The 20,722-nt window shown below is 71.0% G+C and carries 20 protein-coding genes; 7 read left to right on the top strand and 13 right to left on the bottom strand.

Annotated elements, in window-relative coordinates; all coding sequences use genetic code 11:
* Positions 1–66 precede the first annotated feature (66 nt).
* On the top strand, positions 67–1,281 hold the full coding sequence (locus ACFY5C_RS24115) for a sensor histidine kinase (protein ID WP_389447377.1): 1,215 nt from the start codon (positions 67–69) through the stop codon (positions 1,279–1,281).
* 3 nt (positions 1,282–1,284) lie between these two features.
* On the opposite strand, the gene ACFY5C_RS24110 is transcribed toward ACFY5C_RS24115, so the two are convergent.
* The 7 genes from ACFY5C_RS24110 to ACFY5C_RS24080 form a co-directional block, all read right to left on the bottom strand.
* On the bottom strand, positions 1,285–1,455 hold the full coding sequence (locus ACFY5C_RS24110; RefSeq protein WP_328429244.1) for a hypothetical protein: 171 nt from the start codon (positions 1,453–1,455) through the stop codon (positions 1,285–1,287).
* A gap of 12 nt (positions 1,456–1,467) precedes the next feature.
* On the bottom strand, positions 1,468–3,387 hold the full coding sequence (locus ACFY5C_RS24105; protein WP_389447375.1) for a protein kinase: 1,920 nt from the start codon (positions 3,385–3,387) through the stop codon (positions 1,468–1,470).
* Positions 3,388–3,426: 39 nt separating this feature from the next.
* Entirely contained in the window at positions 3,427–4,749 is a 1,323-nt protein-coding gene (locus ACFY5C_RS24100; protein WP_389447373.1) for a DUF6777 domain-containing protein, read from the bottom strand.
* A 193-nt stretch (positions 4,750–4,942) separates the two neighbouring features.
* Positions 4,943–5,893, bottom strand: a complete 951-nt coding sequence (locus ACFY5C_RS24095) for a cytochrome c oxidase assembly protein (RefSeq protein ID WP_389447371.1) — start codon at positions 5,891–5,893, stop codon at positions 4,943–4,945.
* A 108-nt stretch (positions 5,894–6,001) separates the two neighbouring features.
* A complete protein-coding gene (locus ACFY5C_RS24090; protein ID WP_389447369.1) occupies positions 6,002–7,027 on the bottom strand; it encodes a 6-phosphofructokinase in 1,026 nt (341 codons plus the stop codon).
* Positions 7,028–7,228: 201 nt separating this feature from the next.
* On the bottom strand, positions 7,229–7,957 hold the full coding sequence (locus ACFY5C_RS24085; RefSeq protein WP_389447368.1) for a type 1 glutamine amidotransferase: 729 nt from the start codon (positions 7,955–7,957) through the stop codon (positions 7,229–7,231).
* 23 nt (positions 7,958–7,980) lie between these two features.
* A complete protein-coding gene (locus ACFY5C_RS24080) occupies positions 7,981–9,219 on the bottom strand; it encodes a MurT ligase domain-containing protein (RefSeq protein WP_389447366.1) in 1,239 nt (412 codons plus the stop codon).
* Positions 9,220–9,330: 111 nt separating this feature from the next.
* On the opposite strand from ACFY5C_RS24080, the gene def reads away from it, so the two are divergent.
* Complete coding sequence (gene def, locus ACFY5C_RS24075; protein WP_389447364.1) at positions 9,331–9,873, top strand: peptide deformylase; 543 nt, start codon at positions 9,331–9,333, stop codon at positions 9,871–9,873.
* Between the two features lie 6 nt (positions 9,874–9,879).
* On the opposite strand, the gene ACFY5C_RS24070 is transcribed toward def, so the two are convergent.
* Complete coding sequence (locus ACFY5C_RS24070; RefSeq protein ID WP_389447362.1) at positions 9,880–10,524, bottom strand: TetR family transcriptional regulator; 645 nt, start codon at positions 10,522–10,524, stop codon at positions 9,880–9,882.
* 180 nt (positions 10,525–10,704) lie between these two features.
* Between ACFY5C_RS24070 and ACFY5C_RS24065 the strand changes: the two genes are divergently transcribed.
* Complete coding sequence (locus ACFY5C_RS24065) at positions 10,705–11,931, top strand: acyl-CoA dehydrogenase family protein (protein WP_389447360.1); 1,227 nt, start codon at positions 10,705–10,707, stop codon at positions 11,929–11,931.
* 48 nt (positions 11,932–11,979) lie between these two features.
* Here ACFY5C_RS24065 and ACFY5C_RS24060 read toward each other — a convergent pair whose 3' ends face one another.
* From ACFY5C_RS24060 to ACFY5C_RS24040, 5 genes are all read right to left on the bottom strand, one after another.
* Positions 11,980–12,216 (bottom strand): DUF6213 family protein, encoded by a 237-nt coding sequence (locus ACFY5C_RS24060; RefSeq protein WP_328429254.1) that lies wholly within the window; start codon positions 12,214–12,216, stop codon positions 11,980–11,982.
* A gap of 25 nt (positions 12,217–12,241) precedes the next feature.
* Positions 12,242–13,636, bottom strand: a complete 1,395-nt coding sequence (locus ACFY5C_RS24055; RefSeq protein ID WP_389447358.1) for an NADP-dependent succinic semialdehyde dehydrogenase — start codon at positions 13,634–13,636, stop codon at positions 12,242–12,244.
* A 76-nt stretch (positions 13,637–13,712) separates the two neighbouring features.
* The gene (locus ACFY5C_RS24050; protein ID WP_389447356.1) at positions 13,713–14,195 is read right to left on the bottom strand and encodes an NUDIX domain-containing protein; all 483 of its coding nucleotides are present in this window, start codon (positions 14,193–14,195) and stop codon (positions 13,713–13,715) included.
* Between the two features lie 16 nt (positions 14,196–14,211).
* On the bottom strand, positions 14,212–15,750 hold the full coding sequence (locus tag ACFY5C_RS24045) for an ATP-dependent DNA ligase (RefSeq protein WP_389447355.1): 1,539 nt from the start codon (positions 15,748–15,750) through the stop codon (positions 14,212–14,214).
* A 29-nt stretch (positions 15,751–15,779) separates the two neighbouring features.
* Positions 15,780–16,709 (bottom strand): NAD(P)/FAD-dependent oxidoreductase, encoded by a 930-nt coding sequence (locus ACFY5C_RS24040; protein ID WP_389447353.1) that lies wholly within the window; start codon positions 16,707–16,709, stop codon positions 15,780–15,782.
* A gap of 77 nt (positions 16,710–16,786) precedes the next feature.
* On the opposite strand from ACFY5C_RS24040, the gene ACFY5C_RS24035 reads away from it, so the two are divergent.
* The 4 genes from ACFY5C_RS24035 (at position 16,787) to ACFY5C_RS24020 (ending at position 20,706) form a co-directional block, all read left to right on the top strand.
* The gene (locus ACFY5C_RS24035; RefSeq protein WP_389447351.1) at positions 16,787–17,362 is read left to right on the top strand and encodes a helix-turn-helix domain-containing protein; all 576 of its coding nucleotides are present in this window, start codon (positions 16,787–16,789) and stop codon (positions 17,360–17,362) included.
* A gap of 103 nt (positions 17,363–17,465) precedes the next feature.
* Positions 17,466–18,443 carry an NADPH:quinone oxidoreductase family protein gene (locus ACFY5C_RS24030; RefSeq protein WP_389447349.1) on the top strand — a complete coding sequence of 326 codons (978 nt, stop codon included), beginning with the start codon at positions 17,466–17,468 and terminating at the stop codon, positions 18,441–18,443.
* The gene (locus tag ACFY5C_RS24025; protein WP_389447347.1) at positions 18,440–19,624 is read left to right on the top strand and encodes an acyl-CoA dehydrogenase family protein; all 1,185 of its coding nucleotides are present in this window, start codon (positions 18,440–18,442) and stop codon (positions 19,622–19,624) included. The genes ACFY5C_RS24030 and ACFY5C_RS24025 overlap by 4 nt, the downstream gene beginning before the upstream one ends.
* Positions 19,621–20,706 (top strand): acyl-CoA dehydrogenase family protein, encoded by a 1,086-nt coding sequence (locus tag ACFY5C_RS24020; RefSeq protein ID WP_389447345.1) that lies wholly within the window; start codon positions 19,621–19,623, stop codon positions 20,704–20,706. Before ACFY5C_RS24025 ends, ACFY5C_RS24020 begins: the two co-directional genes overlap by 4 nt.
* Positions 20,707–20,722 lie beyond the last annotated feature (16 nt).

Genomic DNA, 20,722 nt, shown 5'->3' with positions numbered 1-20,722 from the left:
CGGAAGGCGTGAGTCGGCAGGGGCTATGAGGTGCCCCATCGCCGGGCGGCGCGAAACGGAGACGACATGAGCGGGTTCATCGCGGGCCTGTGCGTGGCGATCCTCCCGCTGCTGGCCGCAGGCTTCTGGCTCGGCCGGCGCACCGCCCGCCCCGAGAACTCCGGCGGTCTCGGCACCCCCGTCGAGCACGCCACCTTCGAGACCCTGCACACCGCCTCCCTCGCCGCACCACCGCTGCGCGCCGGACTCACCGAGGAGACCGCCCGCAAGTCGGCCCGCAGGCTCCGCTCACTGCTCGGCACGGACGCGCTGTGCCTGACGGACCAAAAGGACGTCCTGGTCTGGGACGGGGTCGGCGGCCATCACCGTACGGAGATCATGGAACTCCTCGCCGGTCCCCTGGAGTCGGGCCGCGGCGAGGCCTTCCCGCTCACCTGCAGCGCCCCGGACTGCCCGGTGCGCTGGGCGGTGGTCGCCCCGCTCACCGTCGACGACCGGGTGCACGGCGCCCTCGTCGCCTGCGCGCCCCGGGAGTCGGCCGTGCTGGTGCGCGCAGCAGGCGAGGTGGCCCGCTGGGTGTCGGTCCAGCTGGAGCTGGCCGACCTCGACCAGTCCCGCACCCGCCTGATCGAGGCCGAGATCAAGGCCCTGCGCGCGCAGATCTCCCCGCACTTCATCTTCAACTCGCTGGCGGTGATCGCCAGCTTCGTGCGCACCGACCCCGAGCGCGCCCGCGAACTGCTCCTGGAGTTCGCCGACTTCACCCGCTACTCCTTCCGCAGGCACGGCGACTTCACCACCCTCGCCGAAGAACTGCACGCCATCGACCACTACTTGGCGCTCGTGCGGGCACGCTTCGGCGACCGCCTGTCGGTCACCCTGCAGATCGCCCCCGAGGTGCTGCCGGTGGCCCTGCCCTTCCTCTGTCTCCAGCCGCTCGTCGAGAACGCCGTGAAGCACGGCCTGGAGGGCAAGGCGGCGTCCGCGGGCAAGAGCCACATCAGCATCACCGCACAGGACGCCGGCGCCGAGGCCCTCGTCGTCATCGAGGACGACGGTGCCGGAATGGACCCCGTCCTGCTGCGCCGCATCCTCGCCGGCGAGGTCAGCCCGTCGGGCGGTATCGGGCTGTCCAATGTCGACGACCGTCTCCGGCAGGTGTACGGCGACGCCTACGGGCTCGTCATCGAGACCGCCCCGGGAGCGGGCATGAAGATCACCGCCCGGCTGCCGAAGTACCAGCCGGGCGTGCACTCCGCGGGGCGGCTCACCCGGGAGTGAGGCTCAGCTGCCGCGGCTGGCCACCATCCCCAGCGTGATCAGCCCCAGCACCACCCACCCGAACCACAGCCAGCCATTGCTCCCGAGCGCCACCGTGTAGGCGGTCACCACGACGAGTCCGCCGACGGTGACCACCCCCATCGCCTTGGTAGAACCGTCCGTAGAACCGGGCATCGCAACACCCTCCTAGGCTTCGTCACCCTCCATGGTGCCCCCGTTCTGCTTCCTGACGGTGCACACGACGAAATGAGTGCCCGTCTTCCAGGACCCCTCGCTCGTCCAGGAGCCCGCCGTGTAGACGGAAGGATCGAAGCCGTAGTCGCGCGGCGGCACCTGGCGGGCGCACGCCGTGTCCGATTCGGTGCGCGCCTCGGTCAGCGTGACGTCGGCGCCCAGTCGGGTGAACCCGAGCACCTCCTCGTCGTGCGGGCCCGCGCAGGACACCAGGCGGGCGTCCCGGTGGGAGCGGACGTCCAGACAGTCCCGCCGCTGCATGGTCGCGGTGTCGGCGAACGCCGACCCCGGCTTCCGATGGCCGCCCAGCGGCCCGTACACCGGCCCGTGCGCGCCCAGCACCAGACAGGCGGTGCGCCGCCCGGCCGCCTCGAAGCCCGCCTCGGTCGGCACGAGGGCGAAGCTGCGGACGTCGGCGAGCCGCCCGCGGACGTCCTCCGTCCGCTGCTCGCACGCTCCCGGCCCCTTCTCCCGTGCCTCGGCGGCGGACGCGGCACCGACGAACGCCATCACCTGCCCGTCGGGCACCTTCTCCCGGCAACTGCGATCAAGACTCAGCCGGGGGGTGCCCCGGAAGGGGACCGTGCCGGGCCAGTCGGCAAGCACGCAATCACCGTCCTGCAGCGCACTGCCGAGTCCGACGGTGTCGCCGTAGGGCCGTGCGGTCCGCTTGGTGTCCGGCGACTGGGCCATGGCGTACCAGACGCCGGCCCCCGCGAGGGCCAGCCCGAGGACGCCGCCGAGGACCGCGTGGAGTATGCGGGGACGGGTTCGGCGCTGCCCGCCGGGACCAGGACCAGGGCCAGGCCCGGGGCCGGGTCCGGGGCCGAGGACCCGCGGACCGCCGTGCGCACCGGACGCGGGACCGAAGCCCGGGTGGCCGCCGGGCCGCTCGGACACGGGCAGCGAGCCGAAGCGCGCCGCGTCGGGCATGTGCCCCGGCGGCGCGCCGCCCCAGTGCGGCTGCGAACCCAGGTCGGTCTGAGTCCGCGCATACGCGTCGACCTCCGGAGCGACGATCCGCGACAGCGCCGCCTCCGCCTCCGCTGCCGACAGCCGCAGTGCCGGGTCCTTCTCCAGCAGCGCCTGCAGCACGGGCCCCAGTGCACCGGCCCGTGTGGCCGGCGGCGGCTCCTCCATGACCACCGCGGTGACCTGGGCCAGATGCGACTCGCGATCGAAGGGCCCCCGGCCCTCGACGGCGTGGTACAGCGTGCAGCCCAGCGAGAACAGATCGGTCGCCGGCGTGGGCGCCCCGCCCGTGACCCGCTCCGGAGCAAGATAGCCCGCCGTGCCCACGAGCGCCGACGCCAGCGTGTACCGCGTCTCACCGGCGTCCGGCTGCACCGAGATGCCGTAGTCGGTGAGCAGCACCCGCCCGTACGGCGCCCCGGTGCGGTCCGGAGCCAAAAGGATGTTCGCCGGTTTCACGTCCCGGTGCATGACGCCCCGCTGGTGTCCGGCCGTCAGCGCGTCGAGTACGGCGAGCCCGATGCGGGCGCACTCCGCGGGCGCCAGCGGGCCGCGCTGATCGATCAGGTCACGCAGATCGACGGCGCCCGTCACGTACTCCATGACGATCCACGGCAGCCCCTCGTGTTCCAGCACGTCATGCACGGTCACCACGTGCGGGTGGCCGCGCAGCCCAGCGGCGTGCCGGGCCTCCGTACGGGCACGGGCCACCCGGGCCTCGCGCTCTTCGGCCTCGACCGGATCCCGGAACACGATCTCCTTCAGCGCGACCTCGCAGGCGAGTCTCTGGTCGTGGGCGAGCCAGACATGGCCCATACCGCCGCTGCCGAGCCGGTTCAGCAGCAGATAACGGCCGGCGACGACCCGGCCCACTCCCGACGTCGATGATCCTGAGGGCATCCGGTGACTCCCGGGTTCTGCGGGTGCGCTGCGTGGTTGTCAGGCGGTCGTGCTCGCGGTGGGCCCGCCGGTGGACGGGGCGCTCGTCGCGGGCCGGCCGGTGTCGGGCGGCGGCGCGCTGCTGGTGACCGGGGCGCTGGTCGGGGGCGAGCTGGTGGTCTCCGGCGGTGCGCTGGTCGTGGGCGGGGGTGGCGAGCTGGACGTGGGGTCCTCGGGTGAGGGGGGCTTCGCCGAGCTGGGCGGCGGATCGGAGGACGGCGGATCGGACGGGCGCGGCGCCGCGGAGGACGGCGGGCCCGCGGACGGGGGCCCGCTGGTGGGGCCCGGGCTGCTCGGCCCGGAGCCACCGGATGATCCGGTGGACGGCGGCGGCGACGAGCCGGACGACGGGGGCGAGGACGACGAGGACGTGGGCGGCGTCGAGCCCGACGGATCCCGCGCCGACTCGGACGACCCAGGCCCGGACCCCGGCCCCGACCCCGATCGCGGGGGAGTGGACGTCCCACTCGACGAGCCACCGGACGTCGCCCCGCCGGCCACGCTCAACGTCACGTACTCCCCGAACCGCAGCTCCGTCCCGGCCGGCGGATCGGACGCCGTGACCCGGGCGTTGTCCGGCGGCAGCCCTCCGCCGGCAAAGGCGGTCGCCAGACCCGTGCCGGCCAGCCGCCGGCTCGCCTGCCCGAACGTCGTCCCGGCGAGGTCGGGCACCGCACGCCGCTCCCGCGTGTCGAACGTCGTGTCCTCCTCGCCCGTGGTGCCGACGGGCCGGTTGACGCCTCGGTCGGGTTCATGGACGTCGACGAGAGCGATTTGTTCCACTTCCCGCGTCGCGGGCCGTACGGCCACCACGGATGTCTTCTCGTAGCCCTTCCACTCCTCGTTGCGGTCGTCGAACTCGACCTTTATCCGCGTCGTGTCACCCTCGAAGGGCCGCAGCGGATTTCCGCACGAGCACTTCACCGCGGGAAGCCCCCGCTCGTCGACGAGAATCGCGATTCCCGTCTGAAGCAGCGCGTTGAAGGGGACGGCTTTTCCCTTTTTGTAGTCGTGGTTCTTCACGAGAGTGTCGTGACGCAGGAGTACGGGTGTGAGGCGGCCCAGATAATCCGGAATCTCGGCCGTCGTGAGGGAGAGCGCGGCTGCCCACGCCTGGGCCTTGCGCTCATTGGCCGGGTCGGTGAGGAACTCCTTCAGCCGTGCGACGTCGCAGATCGTCGGCTGCTTGGAACCCCCGTACAGACCAGGGGTGTCGCCCTGCTGCAGACCGCCGTGCGCCGACTGCGCCCGGACCTGCGCGTCCCGCCCCAGCCCCTGGTTCTCGTTGAAGAAGGGCGCGAGCGACGGAACTCCCGCAGCCACCGCTTTCACCACGGACAACGGTGTGTTCCGGTCACACCCACTGAGAGCCAGAACGAAGACCAACAGGACGGCGATCCTCCGAATCGCCGAAATCTCGGACCTGTGCACGAAAACGCGAAACGCCATTACCGCTCCCCCCGGCGGTTCCCCCGACGCGCTTCATGCTACTGAAAGGCGAAGCCTTTCGGTTTCCTCAGTTCCCGCGTGCGTTCAATGAGGCCAAATAGGCGTTGTACGCCTCGAGTTCCTTGTCGCCGTCCCGGTCGGCGGCCCGGTCCTTGCGCTTGGCCTGCCGCTGCTCGGAGCCGTACCACTGGAACAGCAGGGCGATCAGCACCAGCACGGACGGAATCTCACTGAACGCCCAGGCGATACCGCCGGCCGCGTTCTGGTCGGAGAGCGCGTCGATGCCGAGTGAGGCGGGCGGGTTCTTGAACGTCTCGACCATCGGCTCCGACGCCATCATCAACGCGATGCCGAAGAACGCGTGGAACGGCATTCCCGCGAACAACTCCAGCATCCGCATCAGATACCCCGGCCGGTGCGGACCGGGATCCACGCCGATGATCGGCCAGAAGAACACCACACCCACGGCGAGGAAGTGCACCATCATCGCGATGTGGCCGGTCTTGGAGCCCATCAGGAAGTCGAACAGCGGCGTGAAGTACAGCGCGTAGAGACTGGCGATGAACAGCGGAATGGTGAACGCCGGATGCGTGATGATCCGCATGTACCGGCTGTGCAGCAGGGCCAGCAGCAGTTCCCGCGGCCCCTTGCGCCCCCGCCCCGCCGGCGGCATCGCACGCAACGCCAGTGTCATCGGCGCACCGAGCAGGAGGAGAATCGGCGACAACATACTGATCACCATGTGCTGCACCATGTGCACGCTGAACATGACCATCCCGTAGTCATTCAGCCCGGTGCACATGACGAGCATCACGGACAGCACCCCGGCCACGTACGACACGGTCCGCCCCACGGGCCACTTGTCCCCACGCCGCGTGAGCCGCACGACACCCCACGCGTACAGCGCGAGCCCCACCAGACAGGCGACGAGAAAGAACGGGTCCGCGGACCACGCGAGCCCTCGTCCCAGCGTGAACGGCGGCAAATCCATCATCATGCCGTGCCCGCTGTGATCCATCCGCCGGCTCCTGTTTCGTGGGGGTTGTGCAAGTCTGTCCGCACACAGACTAGAACTGCCCCCAGTCGCCACTTCGACCGGGGGCATCAGTTCAAGGGCGAACCGGAGCTACAGCACGCACTCAGCCTCTTCGTACCGGTCCTCCGGCACGGTCTTCAGCGTCTCCACGGCCTCTGCCAGCGACACCATCACGATGTCGGTGCCACGCAGTGCCGTCATCCTGCCGAACTCACCCCGGTGCACGGCCTCCACGGCATGCCACCCGAACCGCGTCGCGAGCACGCGGTCGTACGCGGTGGGCGTACCCCCGCGCTGCACATGTCCGAGGATCACCGGCCGGGCCTCCTTGCCCAGGCGCCCCTCCAGCTCGATGGACAGCTGACGGGCGATCCCGGCGAACCGCTCGTGCCCGTAGATGTCCTTGCCGCCCTCGTCGAACGCCATGGAGCCGGGCCTCGGCTTCGCCCCCTCGGCCGCCACGACGATCGCGAAGCGCTTGCCCGCCTCGAACCGCGCGCCGACGACCCGGGTCAACTCCTCGATGTCGAAGGGCCGTTCCGGCACGACGATGGCGTGCGCGCCGGCCGCCATGCCGGAGTGCAGCGCGATCCAGCCGGTGTGCCGGCCCATGACCTCGACCACGAGCACCCGCTGGTGGGACTCGGCGGTGGTCTTGAGCCGGTCCAGGGCCTCGGTCGCAACGCCGACGGCCGTGTCGAAGCCGAAGGTGACGTCCGTGACCGCGATGTCGTTGTCGATGGTCTTCGGCACACCCACGACGGGCAGGCCGTTGTCCGACATCAGCCGGGCCGCCTTCAGTGTGCCCTCGCCGCCGATCGGGATGATCGCGTCGAGGCCGAGCTCCTCGAGATGGCCCTTCGCCCGTTCCACGCCGTCCCGCAGATGGGAGGGCTGGACCCGGGAGGAGCCGAGAATCGTGCCGCCGCGAGCCAGGATGCCGCTCACCGCGTCGAGGTCGAGCTTGAGGTAGTCGCACTCCAGGAGGCCCTTCCAGCCGTCCCGGAAGCCGATGACCTCGTCGCCGTGGTCGACGACTGCGCGGTGCACGACGGACCGGATGACGGCGTTCAGGCCGGGGCAGTCGCCGCCGGACGTGAGGACACCAATGCGCATAGCCCGAAAAACCTTCTCAACGTGGGCCGGGACCGGACCACGCTGTCCGGCTCGAATCCCCGCCACCCTAGCGGCATCAGGGGGCGGGGCCGAACCATGCGTCCGCCTGCTGGACGACCCCGCTCACCTGTGCGGACGCACCGTCAGACGGGCTGGTGACAGCAGGTTGGAACCCAGGTGTACGAGCCGGTGCGGTAGCCGTCAGGCGGGCTGCTGCGCGGCCGCGATGCGCTCGCCGCGCAGCGCCTCGTACCAGCGGTCGTCGGTCGGCGGCAGCGCGTTCACGTCGAGCGCCAGCTTCAGCAGCAGGTCGGCGATCAGCGGGTTCCGGGCGAGCACCGGGCCGTGCATGTACGTACCGAAGACGGTGTCGTTGTACGCACCCTCCGTACCGTCGCCCGTGCCGTTGCCGTTGCCGAAGCGGACCTTGGCGAGCGGGCGGGCCGTGGGGCCGAGGTGGGTGACGCCCTGGTGGTTCTCGAAGCCGGTCAGCGGAGGCAGACCGAGGCGCGGGTCGATGTCGCCGAGCACGTCACCGACGCACCGGGCCCCTTCGCCACGCACGGACACCACGTCGATCAGGCCCAGACCCGGCTCGCGCTGGCCGAGGTCGTTGATGAACTCGTGCCCGAGGATCTGGTAGCCGGCGCACACCGAGAACACGATGGCGCCGTTCTCGACGGCCCGTTGCAGACCGCCGTCCCGGCGCAGTCGCTCGGCCGCCAGCCGCTGCGGCCGGTCCTCGCCGCCGCCGATGAGGTAGATGTCACCGGAGGTCGGGATCGGCTGGTCGCTGCGCACGTCGAGACGGGCCACGTCCAGGCCGCGCTGCCGCGCCCGGCGCTCCACGACGAGGACGTTGCCCTGGTCGCCGTACGTGCTGAGCAGGTCCGGGTAGATCCAGACGATCCGCAGTTGGTTGTCGCTCACTTGAGTCCCCTGAAGTCTCGTGCTCAGTTGCCGACGCGGCGGCGCAGGTCCTGGAACGCGGTGTAGTTCGCGATGACCTCGATCCGGCCCGGCGGGCACAGCTGCACGGCCTGGTCGAGGGTGTCACAGACCTGGAACTGCTGGTTCGCGACCTCCAGCCGCACCGCTAGGTCGAGTCTGCGGTCGCCGACGACGCAGATCGGGTGCCCGGTCAGCCGCGTGTAGTCGACGTCCCACAGCCAGGAGGTGTCGGTGCCGTCGGCACCGCGCGCGTTCACGGAGAGGATCACCGGGGTCGGCGGCGGGTCGATGAGGGAGAACGTCTCCAGCCAGCCGGCCGGGTTCTTGGCGAGCAGCAGCCGCAGCTCCCGCCCCTCGAACTGCACGACGTCATAGCGTCCCGCTACGGCCTGCACCTGATACATGCGCTCCAGGGCGACCTGCGGCGGCACCCCGAACACGGCGGCCACGGCGGCCGAGGAGGCGGCGTTGGCCTTGTTGGCGCGCCCCGGCAGCTGGAGGTGAATGGGCCAGGCCGACCCGTGCGGGTCGAGGACGTGATCACCGGACAGCGCCCAGCTCGGCGTGGGCCGCCGGAAACCGCACTCACCGCAGAACCAGTCGTCGCCCGGCCGCTGCATCACACCACCGCACGACGGGCAGGACCAGGCGTCGTCCTTCCACATCTGCCCGGCGGCGACCCAGATCACATTCGGGGACGAGGAGGCCGCCCACACGACCAGCGGGTCATCGGCATTGGCGATGATCACGGCCTTCGAGCCGGCGAGCCCCTCGCGCCAGTTCTCGGCGAGCATGCGGGTCTCGGCGGCGCGGTCCAGCTGGTCGCGGGAGAGGTTGAGGAGCGCGATGCACTTGGGGTCGGTGTCCCGGGCGACCCCGGCGAGGTACTTCTCGTCGACCTCGATGACGCCGTAGCGAGCCTCCGAGCTGCCCGCGAGCGCGGAGGTGATGCCGGCGGGCATGTTGGCGCCGAGGGCGTTGGAGACGACCGGGCCGGCGGCCCGCAGGGCCTCCGCGATGAGCCGGGTGGTCGTGGTCTTGCCGTTGGTCGCCGACACCAGGACCACGTCCAGGTTCTGCGCGAGCCGGGCGAGGAGGTCGGGGTCGAGCTTCAGTGCCACCCGGCCACCGATCACCGAACCGCTACCGCGCCCCGCGGCACGCGATGCCGCCGCGACCGCCTTGCCCGCGGTCACGGCCAGCTTGGCCCGCGGCGAAAGCGGGTCCGAGTTGCCTGACATCAGTCCTCGATCCTCCTTGCGTACGCGCCGCGCCTCTGCCTGACGGCAACGTGGTGGTGGTCAGCCTATCGAGATCCATTCGCACTCCCGAATCGCCGTACCCTTGCGGCCATGCGAAACGGCTCCATTCCGGGCGCGCGCGGGCGCGTCCGTCCCCTCACCCTGCTCGGCGACCCGGTGCTGCAGGCACCCTGCAAGGATGTCACCGACTTCGGCCCCGAATTGGCGACGCTGGTGGAGGACTTGTTCGCGACGATGTATGCGGCGCGTGGCGTGGGCCTCGCCGCGAACCAGATCGGCGAGCCGCTGCGGGTGTTCGTGTACGACTGCCCGGACGACGAGGACGTCCGGCACCTGGGGCATGTGGTGAATCCACGGCTCGTGGAGGCGGACGGCGTGGTGCTCCGGGGCCCGGAGGGCTGCCTGTCCCTGCCGGGCCTGGAGGCGGGCACGGAGCGGTACGACCATGCGGTCGTCGAGGGTTTCACGATCACGGGCGAGCCGGTGACGATTCACGGCACGGGGTTCTTCGCACGCTGCCTCCAGCATGAGTACGACCACTTGGAGGGCAGTCTGTACGCGGACCGCGTAACGGGCTGGCGCCGCAGACGCCTGATGCGACAGGTGGCCCGCGCCTCTTGGCGCAGGCCCTAGCCGCCGTCAGAACCCCGGGCCGCCCATCTTGTCCCCGGCGGCAGCCAGCCGTCCCCACAGCAGATCGGCCAGACTGCGTACCAACTCCACCCGCGAACACGGCCGTTCCCCGAGCCACCAGTCGCCCGCGGCATGCATCATCCCGACGATCCCGTGCCCCCACACCCGGGCCAGCTGCTGGCTGCCGGGTCCGAGGTCCAGCCGCTCCTCGATGACGGTGGCCAGTTCCTCACCCATCCTGCGGAGCAGCGGCGCCGAGTGCTTGCCGACGTCGAATCCAGGGTCCCCCGGCTGGCCGCCCTCCGCCGGATGCATCAGGAACCGGTACACCTGAGGCCGCGCCTCGATCGCCGCGAGGTACGTGTCCAACGTGGCCTCGACCCGCTCACGCCGGTCCGCGGGGGCGTCCAGCGCCGCCCGCAGCGAGTCGAGCAACGCGTCCGTGTGCCGCATGGCCAACGCCGCGTAAAGTCCGCCCTTGTCACCGAAGTGCCGGTACAGAATCGGCTTCGTGATCCCCGCCTCGGCCGCGATCGCGTTCATCGAGGCTTGCGGGCCGTCGCGAAGCACCACTCTGTCGGCGGCCTCCAGCAGCTCGCGCCGACGGCGGTCGGCGGACCGCTGCTGCTCGGTCCGCTGCGTGGTGTCCATGAGCTCTCCCCACCCGTGGTGAATCGATGACGCATGCGCAAACTAACACTCAACCAGCCGGGATCATCGAACGGACTGCCGACCGGTCGTCGTGGGTTGACTTTATCTACCCGTGAGTAACAAACTAAGGTTACCGCTAGTAACAAGCATCAAGCATGCACGTACGCCGCTGGAGGGGACATGGCCGAGTTCACCATGGAGCTCAACGACGAACAGAAGGAGGTCCGGGACTGGCTGCACGGCTTCGCGGCCGACGTGATCCGCCCCGCGGCCGCCGAATGGGACGAGCGTGAGGAGACTCCCTGGCCGGTCATCCAGGAGGCCGCGAAGGTCGGCATCTACTCGCTCGACTTCTACGCCCAGCAGTACTTCGACCAGACCGGTCTCGGCATCCCGATGGCGATGGAGGAACTGTTCTGGGGTGACGCCGGCATCGCCCTCTCGATCGTCGGCACCGGCCTCGCCGCCGTCGGCGTCCTCGCGAACGGTACCGAGGAGCAGATCGGCACCTGGGTGCCCCAGATGTACGGCGATGCCAACGATGTCAAGCTTGCCGCGTTCTGCTCCTCCGAGCCCGACGCCGGCTCCGACGTGGCCTCGATGCGCACCCGCGCCGTGTACGACGAGGCCAAGGACGAGTGGGTGATCAACGGCACGAAGACCTGGGCGACCAACGGCGGTATCGCCAACGTCCACGTGGTCGTCGCGGTCGTCGACCCGGACCTGGGTTCCAAGGGGCACGCGTCGTTCATCGTCCCGCCGAACACGCCGGGCCTGGCCCAGGGCCAGAAGTTCAAGAAGCACGGCATCCGGGCCTCGCACACCGCCGAGGTCGTCCTGGACAACGTGCGGGTGCCGGGCTCCTGCCTGCTGGGCGGCAAGGAGAAGCTGGACGAGCGCCTGGCGCGGGCTCGTGAGCGGGCCAAGGCGGGCGGCGAGCGCGTGAAGAACGCGGCGATGGCCACGTTCGAGGCCTCACGGCCGGCCGTCGGCGCCATGGCCGTGGGTACGGCCCGGGCCGCGTACGAGGTGGCCCTCGACTACGCGATGACGCGTGAGCAGTTCGGGCGGCCGATCATCGACAACCAGGGTGTGGCGTTCCAGCTGGCCGAGATGGCGACGCAGATCGATGCCGCGCGGCTGCTGGTGTGGCGTGCCTCCTGGATGGCGGTCAACGGCAAGCCGTTCACGGCGGCCGAGGGGTCGATGTCGAAGCTGTTCGCGAGCGAGACGTCGAAGAAGGTCACCGCTCAGGCGATACAGATCCTCGGGGGCAACGGCTACACGCGGGAGTACCCGGTGGAGCGGATGCACCGCGACAGCGCGATCTACACGATCTTCGAGGGCACGAGCGAGATCCAGCGGCTGGTGATCGCCCGTACGTTGTCGGGCATGTCGATCCGGTAGCGCCGCAGGGGTTTGCCGCAGGGCGTCCTCGCGCCCTGCGGAGCTCTCCTATGGTGCGGTGCCGCTGCTGTGCGCGATGCACGCGACGTCGATGCGATCCGCGAGCTTCGCCAGCTCGATGGTCAGCGCAGCCACCGTGTCCTCGTCGAGCCCGTCCTCCCCGGCTTCGACAAGGTGCAGCCACCGACCACCCACCGTGCGCAGCAGCTTGCTCACATCGGAGGCAGCCACCTGCAAGGTCCCGCGGTCATCGACGATCAGCGGCAGAGTAACTTCGCGGTTCACACCCGGGATCGTAGTCGCGCGGCGCTCACGCACCCTGCCAAACCGTGGTGATGTTGCAGAACTCGCGGATTCCGTGCCCGGACAGCTCACGCCCGTATCCGGACCGCTTCACTCCGCCGAACGGGAACGCCGGATGGGACGCCGTCATCCCGTTGACGTACACGCTCCCGGCCTCCAGGTCCCGGACGAACCGGTCGACCTCGGCCTCGTCGCGCGTCCACACGTTCGAACTCAGCCCGAACGGTGAGTCGTTGGCGATCAGTACCGCCTCGTCCAGGTCGTCGGCCCGGTACAGCGTGGCGACCGGCCCGAACGCCTCCTCACGGTGGATCCGCATCTCACGGGTGATGCCGGCGAGCACGGTGGGGGCGTAGTACCAGCCGGGCAGTTCGGGGCGGCGGAGCTGGTGGCCGCCGCACAGCACGGCCGCTCCGCTGCGCCGGGCGTCGTCGACGAGCTCCTCCAGGTCGTCCCGGCCCCGTTCGCTGGACAGCGGGCCGACCTCCGTCTCCTCCTGCATCGGGTCGCCGACCACCAGCGCCTTCATGCCTTCCACGAACCGCTCGGCGAATGCCTCGTAGACGTCCGTGTGCACGATGAACCGCTTGGCGGCGATGCACGACTGACCGGTGTTCTGCACGCGCGCGGTCACCGCGACCTGCGCGGCGCGGTCGATGTCGGCCGACGGCATGACGACGTACGGGTCGCTGCCGCCCAGTTCCAGCACCGTCTTCTTGACCATCTCCCCGGCGGTGGCGGCGACCGCGCGGCCGGCCGGCTCGCTGCCGGTGAGGGTGGCCGCCCTGACGCGCTCGTCGCGCAGGATCTCGTCGACCTGTCCGGAGCCGACGAGCAGGGTCTGGAAGCAGCCCTCCGTGTAGCCCGCGCGGTGGAACAGGTCCTCCAGGTAGAGGGCGGTCTGGGGGACGTTCGAGGCGTGCTTGAGGAGGCCGACGTTGCCCGCCATGAGCGCCGGGGCCGCGAAGCGGATCACCTGCCAGAGCGGGAAGTTCCACGGCATCACCGCGAGCACCGGACCCAGCGGCCGGTAGCGGACCCGGACCCGCGAGGCGCCGGAGTCCTTCACGTCGGACTCGGGCGGCTCCTCGTCGGCGAGCAGTTCCTCGGCACGGTCGGCGTACCAGCGCATCGCCTTGGCGCACTTGGCGACCTCCGCGCGCGACTGCTTGATGGGCTTGCCCATCTCGGTGGTCATGGTCCGGGCGATGTCGTCCTGGTCCCCCTCCAGGAGATCCGCGGCCTGGACCAGCAGGCGAGCCCGGTCGGTGAAGCTGGTCGTCCGGTATGTGCGGAACGTGGCCTCGGCGAGCTGGAGCCTGCGCTCGATCTCCTCGGCACCCATGGCCTCGTACGTCTTGAGCGTCTCGCCGTTCGCCGGGTTCACCGTCGCGATGGGCATGACCGACCTCCTGGGAGCGTGCTGATGCTTCGACCTTCCCGCGCGTCGCCGGCTACCGCAACGCGTGTACGGCCGCTCAGACCGAGTGCTCCGCCAGCCGGTCCAGAAACGCGGCCTGGGCCTTCACGATGACCTCGCGCGCCCGGTCGACGCCCAGCCATGCCACCCGGTCGAGCTCCGGGAACTCCTGGGTCCGTCCCGAGCGCGGCGGCCACTCCATCACGAACGTGCCGGGGACGACCGTCGCCGGGTCGAGGTCGGCCTCTACCGCCCACACCGTGACGATCTTGCCGCCCGACTGCTTCACCTCGCCGAGCGGTACGGCCGCTCCGTCGGGCGGCGCCAGCCCCAGCTCCTCCTGGAACTCGCGCCGGGCCGCGTCCCAGGCGGGCTCGTCGGGTTCGTACTCGCCTTTGGGGACCGTCCACGCCCCCGCGTCGCGCTTGGCGAAGAACGGGCCGCCCATATGGCCGAGCAACACTTCCAGACCGCCATCGGTGTGGCGGAACAGCAGCAGGCCCGCGCTGCGCTTCTCGCGCTTCCCGCCGGACGGCGTCACGGCTTCACCTCCGCGGTCACGGCTTCACGTCCGGGTGGGCGGCGAGCAGGTTCTCGACCGTGTCGGCCTCATCGGGCCGTTTGTCCTCGCGGTAGCGGACCACGCGCGCGAAGCGGAGGGTCACGCCGGCCGGGTAGCGGGTGGAGCGCTGCAGACCGTCGTAGGCGATCTCGACGACCAGTTCGGGGCGGACCGTCACCCCCCAGCCCGGGTGCTCCACGGCGAGGTCCTGGAGCCGCTCGGTCTGCCAGGTCAGCATCGTGTCGGTCATGCCCTTGAAGGTCTTGCCGAGCATGGCGAAGGAGCCGTCCGCCGTGCGGGCGCCCAGGTGGAGGTTGGAGAGCTTGCCGGTCCTGCGGCCATGACCCCATTCGGCGGCCAGCACCACCAGGTCGAGGGTGTGGACGGGCTTGACCTTCAGCCAGGACGCGCCGCGTCGGCCCGCGCTGTAGGGGGCGTCGAGCGCCTTGACGACCACGCCCTCGTGGCCGCGCTTCAGGGTCTCGGCGAGGAAGTCCTCGGCCCGCGCGAGGTCCTCGGGCCCGGGCACCGGACTGCGGCGCACGCGCATCGGCTCGGGGACCAGCCGGGCCAGTTCCGCGTGCCGCTCGGCGAAGGGCAGGTCGAGCAGGTCACGGTCGTCGACGGACAGGGCGTCGAAGAAGACGGGGGAGACGGGGACCTCCCTGGCCGCCGTCGCCACGTCCACGCGGGAGCCGACGCGGCCGGCGGTCTCCTGGAAGGAACGGGGGCGACCCTGGTCGTCGAAGGCGATGACCTCCCCGTCCAGGATGAAGCGCTCGCCTCTCAACTCGATTGCGGTCGCGGTCAGTTCGGGGAGCCGGTCGGTGATGTCGTCCAGGGTGCGGGTGTAGATCCGTACGGCGTCGCCGTCGCGGTGCACTTGGACGCGGATGCCGTCCAGCTTCTCCTCGACCACGCAGGCGCCGAGCTTGTCGACCGCCTCGGCCACCGAGGAGGCACTGTGCGCCAGCATCGGCAGGACGGGGCGGCCGACGGTGAGCCGGAAGCGTTCGAGGGCGGCGGGGCCGTCCGCGAGCAGGGCCTCGGCCACCGTCTGCAGCGACCCCGCGAGCATCACCGCTCGCCGCACGTCCGCCGAAGACGCCCCGGTCGCCTGCGCCAGCCCCTCCACCGCCACGGCGTCCAGCGCGCCCTGCCGCACCTCGCCCGTGATCAGCCCGAACAGGAAGCGCTGCTCGTTCTCGGTGGCCGCGCCCATCAACTCGCCTACCAGACGAGCCCGTTCGGCCTGCGAGCCGGTGCCGGAGACCTTGCCGAGCCCGGTCAGCAGGGCGTCCACCTCGCGCACCGTGAGGGTCGGCTCGGCGGCCGGGGCGACCGGTCGGCTCAGCACCTTCCACCCGATGCCGAGCCGCCCCTGCGGCAGCCGTCCCGCCAGATACGGGATCACGATCGGTACGTCGTCCGCCTCGGCGTCCCGGAACAGCTCCGCGAGCAGAGCGATCTTCCGGGACCGCGCCGAGGTCGCGGCGACCTCCTGGGACACCTGGGCCAGCCGGGTCAGCAGCATGCAGCCATCGTGCACCGCAGGCGGCGGCTCTACACCCCCGCGGCCGCGTCGATGTCGGTCATGAGCATCTCCCCGTTGATCGTGGCCCCTGCTCGGTAGCCGCCCGCCGCCGCGTTCACGACCTGCTCGCCGAACCCCATCGCGTTGCCGACCGCCCAGACACCCGGGACGGACGTGAGGCCGGTCGGGTCGACGACCGGGTACGAACCGAAGGGGGTCTCCTGGAGGTCGGCGCCGAGCTTCTCCAGCAGGCCGGTCTGCGGCACCGCGTGGGGCGCGACGAACAGCACCTCACGTGAGTGCACCGTTCCGTCCGCCAGGCCCACGCCCGTGAGCCGGTCGTCCTCGATCACCACCTCGGCCACCGCACCGGGCACCACGTTCACCCCGGCCGCCGCCAGCCTGCGCAGGTCGTCGTCCGCGAGGTCCGACTCGGCGACCTCGTGCAGGAAGAAGGTCACGTCCTTCGACCACTGCGACACCATCAGCGCCTGGTGCACGCTCAGCGCGGTGGTCGCCAGCACGCCGAAGGCCTGGTCACGGACCTCCCAGCCGTGGCAGTACGGGCAATGCAGCACATCCTTGCCGAAGCGCTCGGCGACACCGGGGACGTCCGGCAGCTCGTCCCTGAGGCCGGTGGCGACGACGAGCCGCCGGGCGCGGACGCTGCGGCCGCTCGCCAGGACGACCGTGAAGTCCTCGCCGCGCGTGACGTCCAAGGCGCGGTCCCCGACGAGCTCCACGCCGTACCGGGCGATCTCCTCGCGGCCGATCGCCAGGAAGTCGGCGGGGGACATGCCGTCCCGGGTGAGATAGCCCTGCATGTGCGCGGCGGGCGCGTTGCGCGGCTCGCCCGCGTCGACGACCAGGGTGCGGCGCCGGGCCCGGCCCAGGACGAGGGCGGCCGAGAGGCCCGCCGCACCGCCTCCGACGACGATCACTTCGTACGCTTCGGTCATGGTGACCACCTCCACCCAGACCGTGCCGCGAAGGGTGCGGGATTGACAAACAAGTTTGCCGAAACTGCAATATCGGCATGAGTACCGACGAAGTTCTCGCGGGCGTGGGTCCCAGGCTGCGGCAGATGCGCAAGGAACGCGAGGTGAGCCTCGCTTCGCTGTCCGAGGTGACTGGCATCTCGGTGAGCACGCTCTCCCGGCTGGAGTCCGGCCTGCGCAAACCCAGCCTGGAACTGCTGCTGCCGATCGCACGGGCGCACCAGGTGCCCCTGGACGAGCTGGTCGGCAATCCCGTCGTCGGCGATCCGAGGGTGCGCGCCACCAAACCGATCGAGCAGTACGGCCGCAAGCACTGGCCCCTCACCCGCCAGCCCGGCGGCCTCCAGGCCTTCAAGGTGCTCGAACCGCAGCGCAGGCTCGAACCCGAGCCGCGTACGCATGAGGGCTACGAGTGGCTGTACGTCCTGTCGGGCAGACTGCGGCTGGTGCTCGGCGAGCACGACGTGGTGCTCACGGCGGGGGAGGCCGCCGAGTTCGACACGAGGGTGCCGCACTGGTTCGGGTCGACGGGGGAGGGGCCGGTGGAGTTCCTCAGTCTGTTCGGGCCGCAGGGGGAGCGGATGCATGTGCGGGCGCGGCCCAAGAAGGAGTGACGCACACGACTGTCCCCACATGACTGTTCCCTGATCGGCAAGCGACCGCTTAGTATGCGAACCGACCCCGGTCAGACGAAGCAGTCCCCCGTGGAGGCACCGCATGCAGGCATGGCAAGTGCACGAGAACGGCGAGCCGAGCGAGGTGATGCGCCTCGAGGACGTCGAGACGCCCACGCCCGGTGACGGCCAGATCCTGCTGAAGGTGCGTGCCGCGAACATCAACTTCCCGGACGCCCTGCTGTGCCGGGGCCAGTACCAGGTCCGGCCGCCGCTGCCCTTCACGCCGGGCGTGGAGATCTGCGGCGAGACCGAGGACGGGCGCCGGGTGCTGGCCAACCCCGCGCTGCCGTACGGCGGTTTCGCCGAGTACGCCGTCGCGGACGCCCGCGCCCTCCTGCCCGCACCCGAGGCGCTGGACGACGCCGAGGCCGCCGCCCTGCACATCGGCTACCAGACCGGCTGGGTCGGCCTGCACCGGCGGGCCGGTCTGGAAGCCGGCGAGACGCTGCTCGTCCACGCTGCCGCTGGAGGGGTCGGCAGCGCGGCCGTGCAGCTCGGCAAGGCGGCCGGGGCGAGGGTCATCGGTGTCGTGGGCGGCGCGGACAAGGCGGCCGTCGCCCGTGAGCTGGGCTGTGACGTCGTCATCGACCGGCGTGCCGAGGACGTCATCGGCTCCGTGAAGGAGGCCACCGGCGGCCGGGGCGCCGACGTCATCTACGACCCCGTCGGGGGCGAGGCCTACGCCCAGTCCGCCAAGGTCGTCGCCTTCGAGGGCCGGATCGTGGTCGTCGGCTTCGCGAGCGGCACGATCCCCAGCCCGGCGCTCAACCACGCGCTGGTGAAGAACTACTCGATCCTCGGTCTGCACTGGGGTCTGTACAACACCAAGAACCCGAAGCTGATCCAGCACTGCCACGAACAGCTCACCGAGCTGGCCGCGCGGGGCGCGATCAAGCCGCTGGTGAGCCAGCGGGTGCCGCTGAGCGGGGCCGCGGTCGCCGTCCAGAAGGTCGCCGACGGTGTCTCCACCGGCCGTATCGCCGTCGTGCCGTCGCAGCAGAACGGAGCCGCCGCATGACGATCGACGCATCCGAACTCCGCCGCCGGACAGGCGAGTTGCTGGACGCCCATCCGCCCACCGGCACCGACCGGCTGGACTTCCTGCGCGCCCGCTTCGACGCCGGTCTGGCGTGGGTGCACTACCCCGAGGGCCTCGGCGGACTCGGCGTGCCCCGCTCCCTCCAGGCCGTCGTGGACGCCGAGCTGGAGGCCGCGGGCGCCCCCGACAACGACCCGCGGCGCATCGGCATCGGGCTGGGCATGGCCGCGCCGACGATCCTGAAGTACGGCACCGAGGAGCAGAAGCAGCGGTATCTGCGGCCCCTGTGGACGGGGGAGGAGGTCTGGTGCCAGCTCTTCAGCGAGCCCGGCGCCGGATCCGACCTCGCGGCGCTCCGGACGCGCGCCGTCCGCGAGGGCGAGGACTGGGTCGTCAACGGGCAGAAGGTCTGGACGTCCAGCGCCCATATCGCCCGCTGGGCCATCCTCATCGCCCGCACCGACCCGGACGTGCCCAAGCACGCGGGCATCACCTACTTCCTCTGCGACATGACCGACCCCGGCGTCGAGGTCCGGCCGCTGCGGCAGATCACCGGTGAGGCCGAGTTCAACGAGGTCTTCCTCACCGACGTCCGCATCCCGGACTCGCGTCGCCTCGGCGAGGTCGGCGACGGCTGGCGGGTCGCGCAGACCACCCTGAACAACGAGCGCGTCGCGATCGGCGGCATGCGGTTGCCCCGCGAGGGCGGCATGATCGGCCCGATCGCCGAGACCTGGCGCGAGCGGCCCGAACTGCGCACCCACGACCTGCACCAGCGGCTGCTGAAGCTGTGGGTGGACTCCGAGGTCTCCCGCCTCACCGCGGAGCGACTGCGCCAGCAGCTCGTCGCCGGCCAGCCCGGCCCCGAGGGTGCCGGCATGAAGCTCGCCTTCGCCCGCCTCAACCAGGAGATCAGCGGCCTGGAGGTCGAACTGCGTGGCGAGGAGGGCCTGTTGTACGACGACTGGACCATGCGCCGCCCGGAGCTCGTGGACTTCACCGGCCGCGACGCCGGATACCGCTACCTGCGCTCCAAGGGCAACAGCATCGAGGGCGGGACCAGCGAGGTCCTGCTGAACATCGTCGCCGAGCGCGTCCTGGGCCTGCCGTCCGAGCCGCGAACCGACAAGGACGTCGCATGGAAGGACCTGGCCCGATGACGAAGCAGCGCGACTTGTTGTACTCGGAGGAGGAAGAGGCACTGCGGGCCGCCGTACGGGACCTGCTCGCCGATCACTGCGACGCGCCCGGCGTCATCGCGCGCACAGAGTCGGACGCCCCGCACGACCTCGCGGCCTGGAAGGCGCTCGCGGACGGAATGGGCCTGGCCGGGCTCCTGGTCCCGGAGGAACACGGCGGCCAGGGTGCCACCCACCGCGAAGTCGCCGTCGTCCTGGAGGAGTTGGGGCGCGCTGTCGCTCCCGTGCCGTTCCTGACCAGCGCTGTCGTGGCCACCGAGGCCCTGCTCGGCTGCGAGACCGACGAGGGCCTGCTGGCCGAGCTGGCGTCCGGGCGGCGGATCGGCGCCCTCGCCGTGGCGCTGAACGTGGCTCCCGGCGGCGCCTTCAAGGCCGTACGGCACGAGGGCGGTGCCCTGCACGGTGAGCTGACCGGCATCGCGGACGCGGCCGTCGCCGACGTGCTGCTCGTGCCCGCGGACGACGGCGGGCTGTACGCGGTCGACTCCGAGGCCGTGACCGTCACCCCGCAGGTGTCCCTGGACCTGACCCGGCCGGTGGCGACGGTGCGCCTGGACGGCGCGTCCGGCCGGCTGCTGGGAGCCGCCGAACCGGCCGTGCGACGTGCCCTGCGCGCCGGAGCCGGGCTGCTCGCCTCCGAGCAGTTCGGGCTCGCCGAATGGACGCTGACCGAGACGGTCCGCTATCTGAAGGACCGCAAGCAGTTCAACCGGCCCGTCGGCGGCTTCCAGGCACTCAAGCACCGCCTCGCCCAGCTGTGGCTGGAGGTCGTCAACCTCCGCGCCGCCGCCCGGGGCGCCGCCGACGCGCTCGCGACGGGGAACGACGTCGACGTGGCGGTGGCCGTCGCCCAGGCCTACGCGGCGCCCGTCGCCGTGCACGCCGCCGAGGAGGCGCTGCAACTGCACGCCGGAATCGGGATGACCTGGGAGCACCCGGTCCACCTGTACCTGAAGCGGGCCAAGGCCGACTCCATCGCCTACGGCACGGCAGGCGCCCACCGTGCGGCCCTGGCCGAACTCGTCGACCTGCAGGCTCCCTGACGTACACCTGAGCGAA

It is taken from the genome of Streptomyces sp. NPDC012935, assembly GCF_042900345.1.
Classification (GTDB): domain Bacteria; phylum Actinomycetota; class Actinomycetes; order Streptomycetales; family Streptomycetaceae; genus Streptomyces.
The sequence above is the reverse complement of the archived record's forward strand: the minus strand, read 5'-3'. Positions and strand labels throughout refer to the sequence as shown.

What these genes read in the sequence shown, in the direction of transcription:
- ACFY5C_RS24115 (WP_389447377.1), top strand. Translation starts at nt 67, where the DNA reads ATGAGCGGGTTCATCGCGGGCCTGTGCGTGGCGATCCTCCCGCTGCTG.
- ACFY5C_RS24110 (WP_328429244.1), bottom strand. Translation starts at nt 1,455, where the DNA reads ATGCCCGGTTCTACGGACGGTTCTACCAAGGCGATGGGGGTGGTCACC.
- ACFY5C_RS24105 (WP_389447375.1), bottom strand. Translation starts at nt 3,387, where the DNA reads ATGCCCTCAGGATCATCGACGTCGGGAGTGGGCCGGGTCGTCGCCGGC.
- ACFY5C_RS24095 (WP_389447371.1), bottom strand. Translation starts at nt 5,893, where the DNA reads ATGGATCACAGCGGGCACGGCATGATGATGGATTTGCCGCCGTTCACG.
- ACFY5C_RS24090 (WP_389447369.1), bottom strand. Translation starts at nt 7,027, where the DNA reads ATGCGCATTGGTGTCCTCACGTCCGGCGGCGACTGCCCCGGCCTGAAC.
- ACFY5C_RS24080 (WP_389447366.1), bottom strand. Translation starts at nt 9,219, where the DNA reads ATGTCAGGCAACTCGGACCCGCTTTCGCCGCGGGCCAAGCTGGCCGTG.
- def (WP_389447364.1), top strand. Translation starts at nt 9,331, where the DNA reads ATGCGAAACGGCTCCATTCCGGGCGCGCGCGGGCGCGTCCGTCCCCTC.
- ACFY5C_RS24070 (WP_389447362.1), bottom strand. Translation starts at nt 10,524, where the DNA reads ATGGACACCACGCAGCGGACCGAGCAGCAGCGGTCCGCCGACCGCCGT.
- ACFY5C_RS24065 (WP_389447360.1), top strand. Translation starts at nt 10,705, where the DNA reads ATGGCCGAGTTCACCATGGAGCTCAACGACGAACAGAAGGAGGTCCGG.
- ACFY5C_RS24055 (WP_389447358.1), bottom strand. Translation starts at nt 13,636, where the DNA reads ATGCCCATCGCGACGGTGAACCCGGCGAACGGCGAGACGCTCAAGACG.
- ACFY5C_RS24045 (WP_389447355.1), bottom strand. Translation starts at nt 15,750, where the DNA reads ATGCTGCTGACCCGGCTGGCCCAGGTGTCCCAGGAGGTCGCCGCGACC.
- ACFY5C_RS24040 (WP_389447353.1), bottom strand. Translation starts at nt 16,709, where the DNA reads ATGACCGAAGCGTACGAAGTGATCGTCGTCGGAGGCGGTGCGGCGGGC.
- ACFY5C_RS24035 (WP_389447351.1), top strand. Translation starts at nt 16,787, where the DNA reads ATGAGTACCGACGAAGTTCTCGCGGGCGTGGGTCCCAGGCTGCGGCAG.
- ACFY5C_RS24030 (WP_389447349.1), top strand. Translation starts at nt 17,466, where the DNA reads ATGCAGGCATGGCAAGTGCACGAGAACGGCGAGCCGAGCGAGGTGATG.
- ACFY5C_RS24025 (WP_389447347.1), top strand. Translation starts at nt 18,440, where the DNA reads ATGACGATCGACGCATCCGAACTCCGCCGCCGGACAGGCGAGTTGCTG.
- ACFY5C_RS24020 (WP_389447345.1), top strand. Translation starts at nt 19,621, where the DNA reads ATGACGAAGCAGCGCGACTTGTTGTACTCGGAGGAGGAAGAGGCACTG.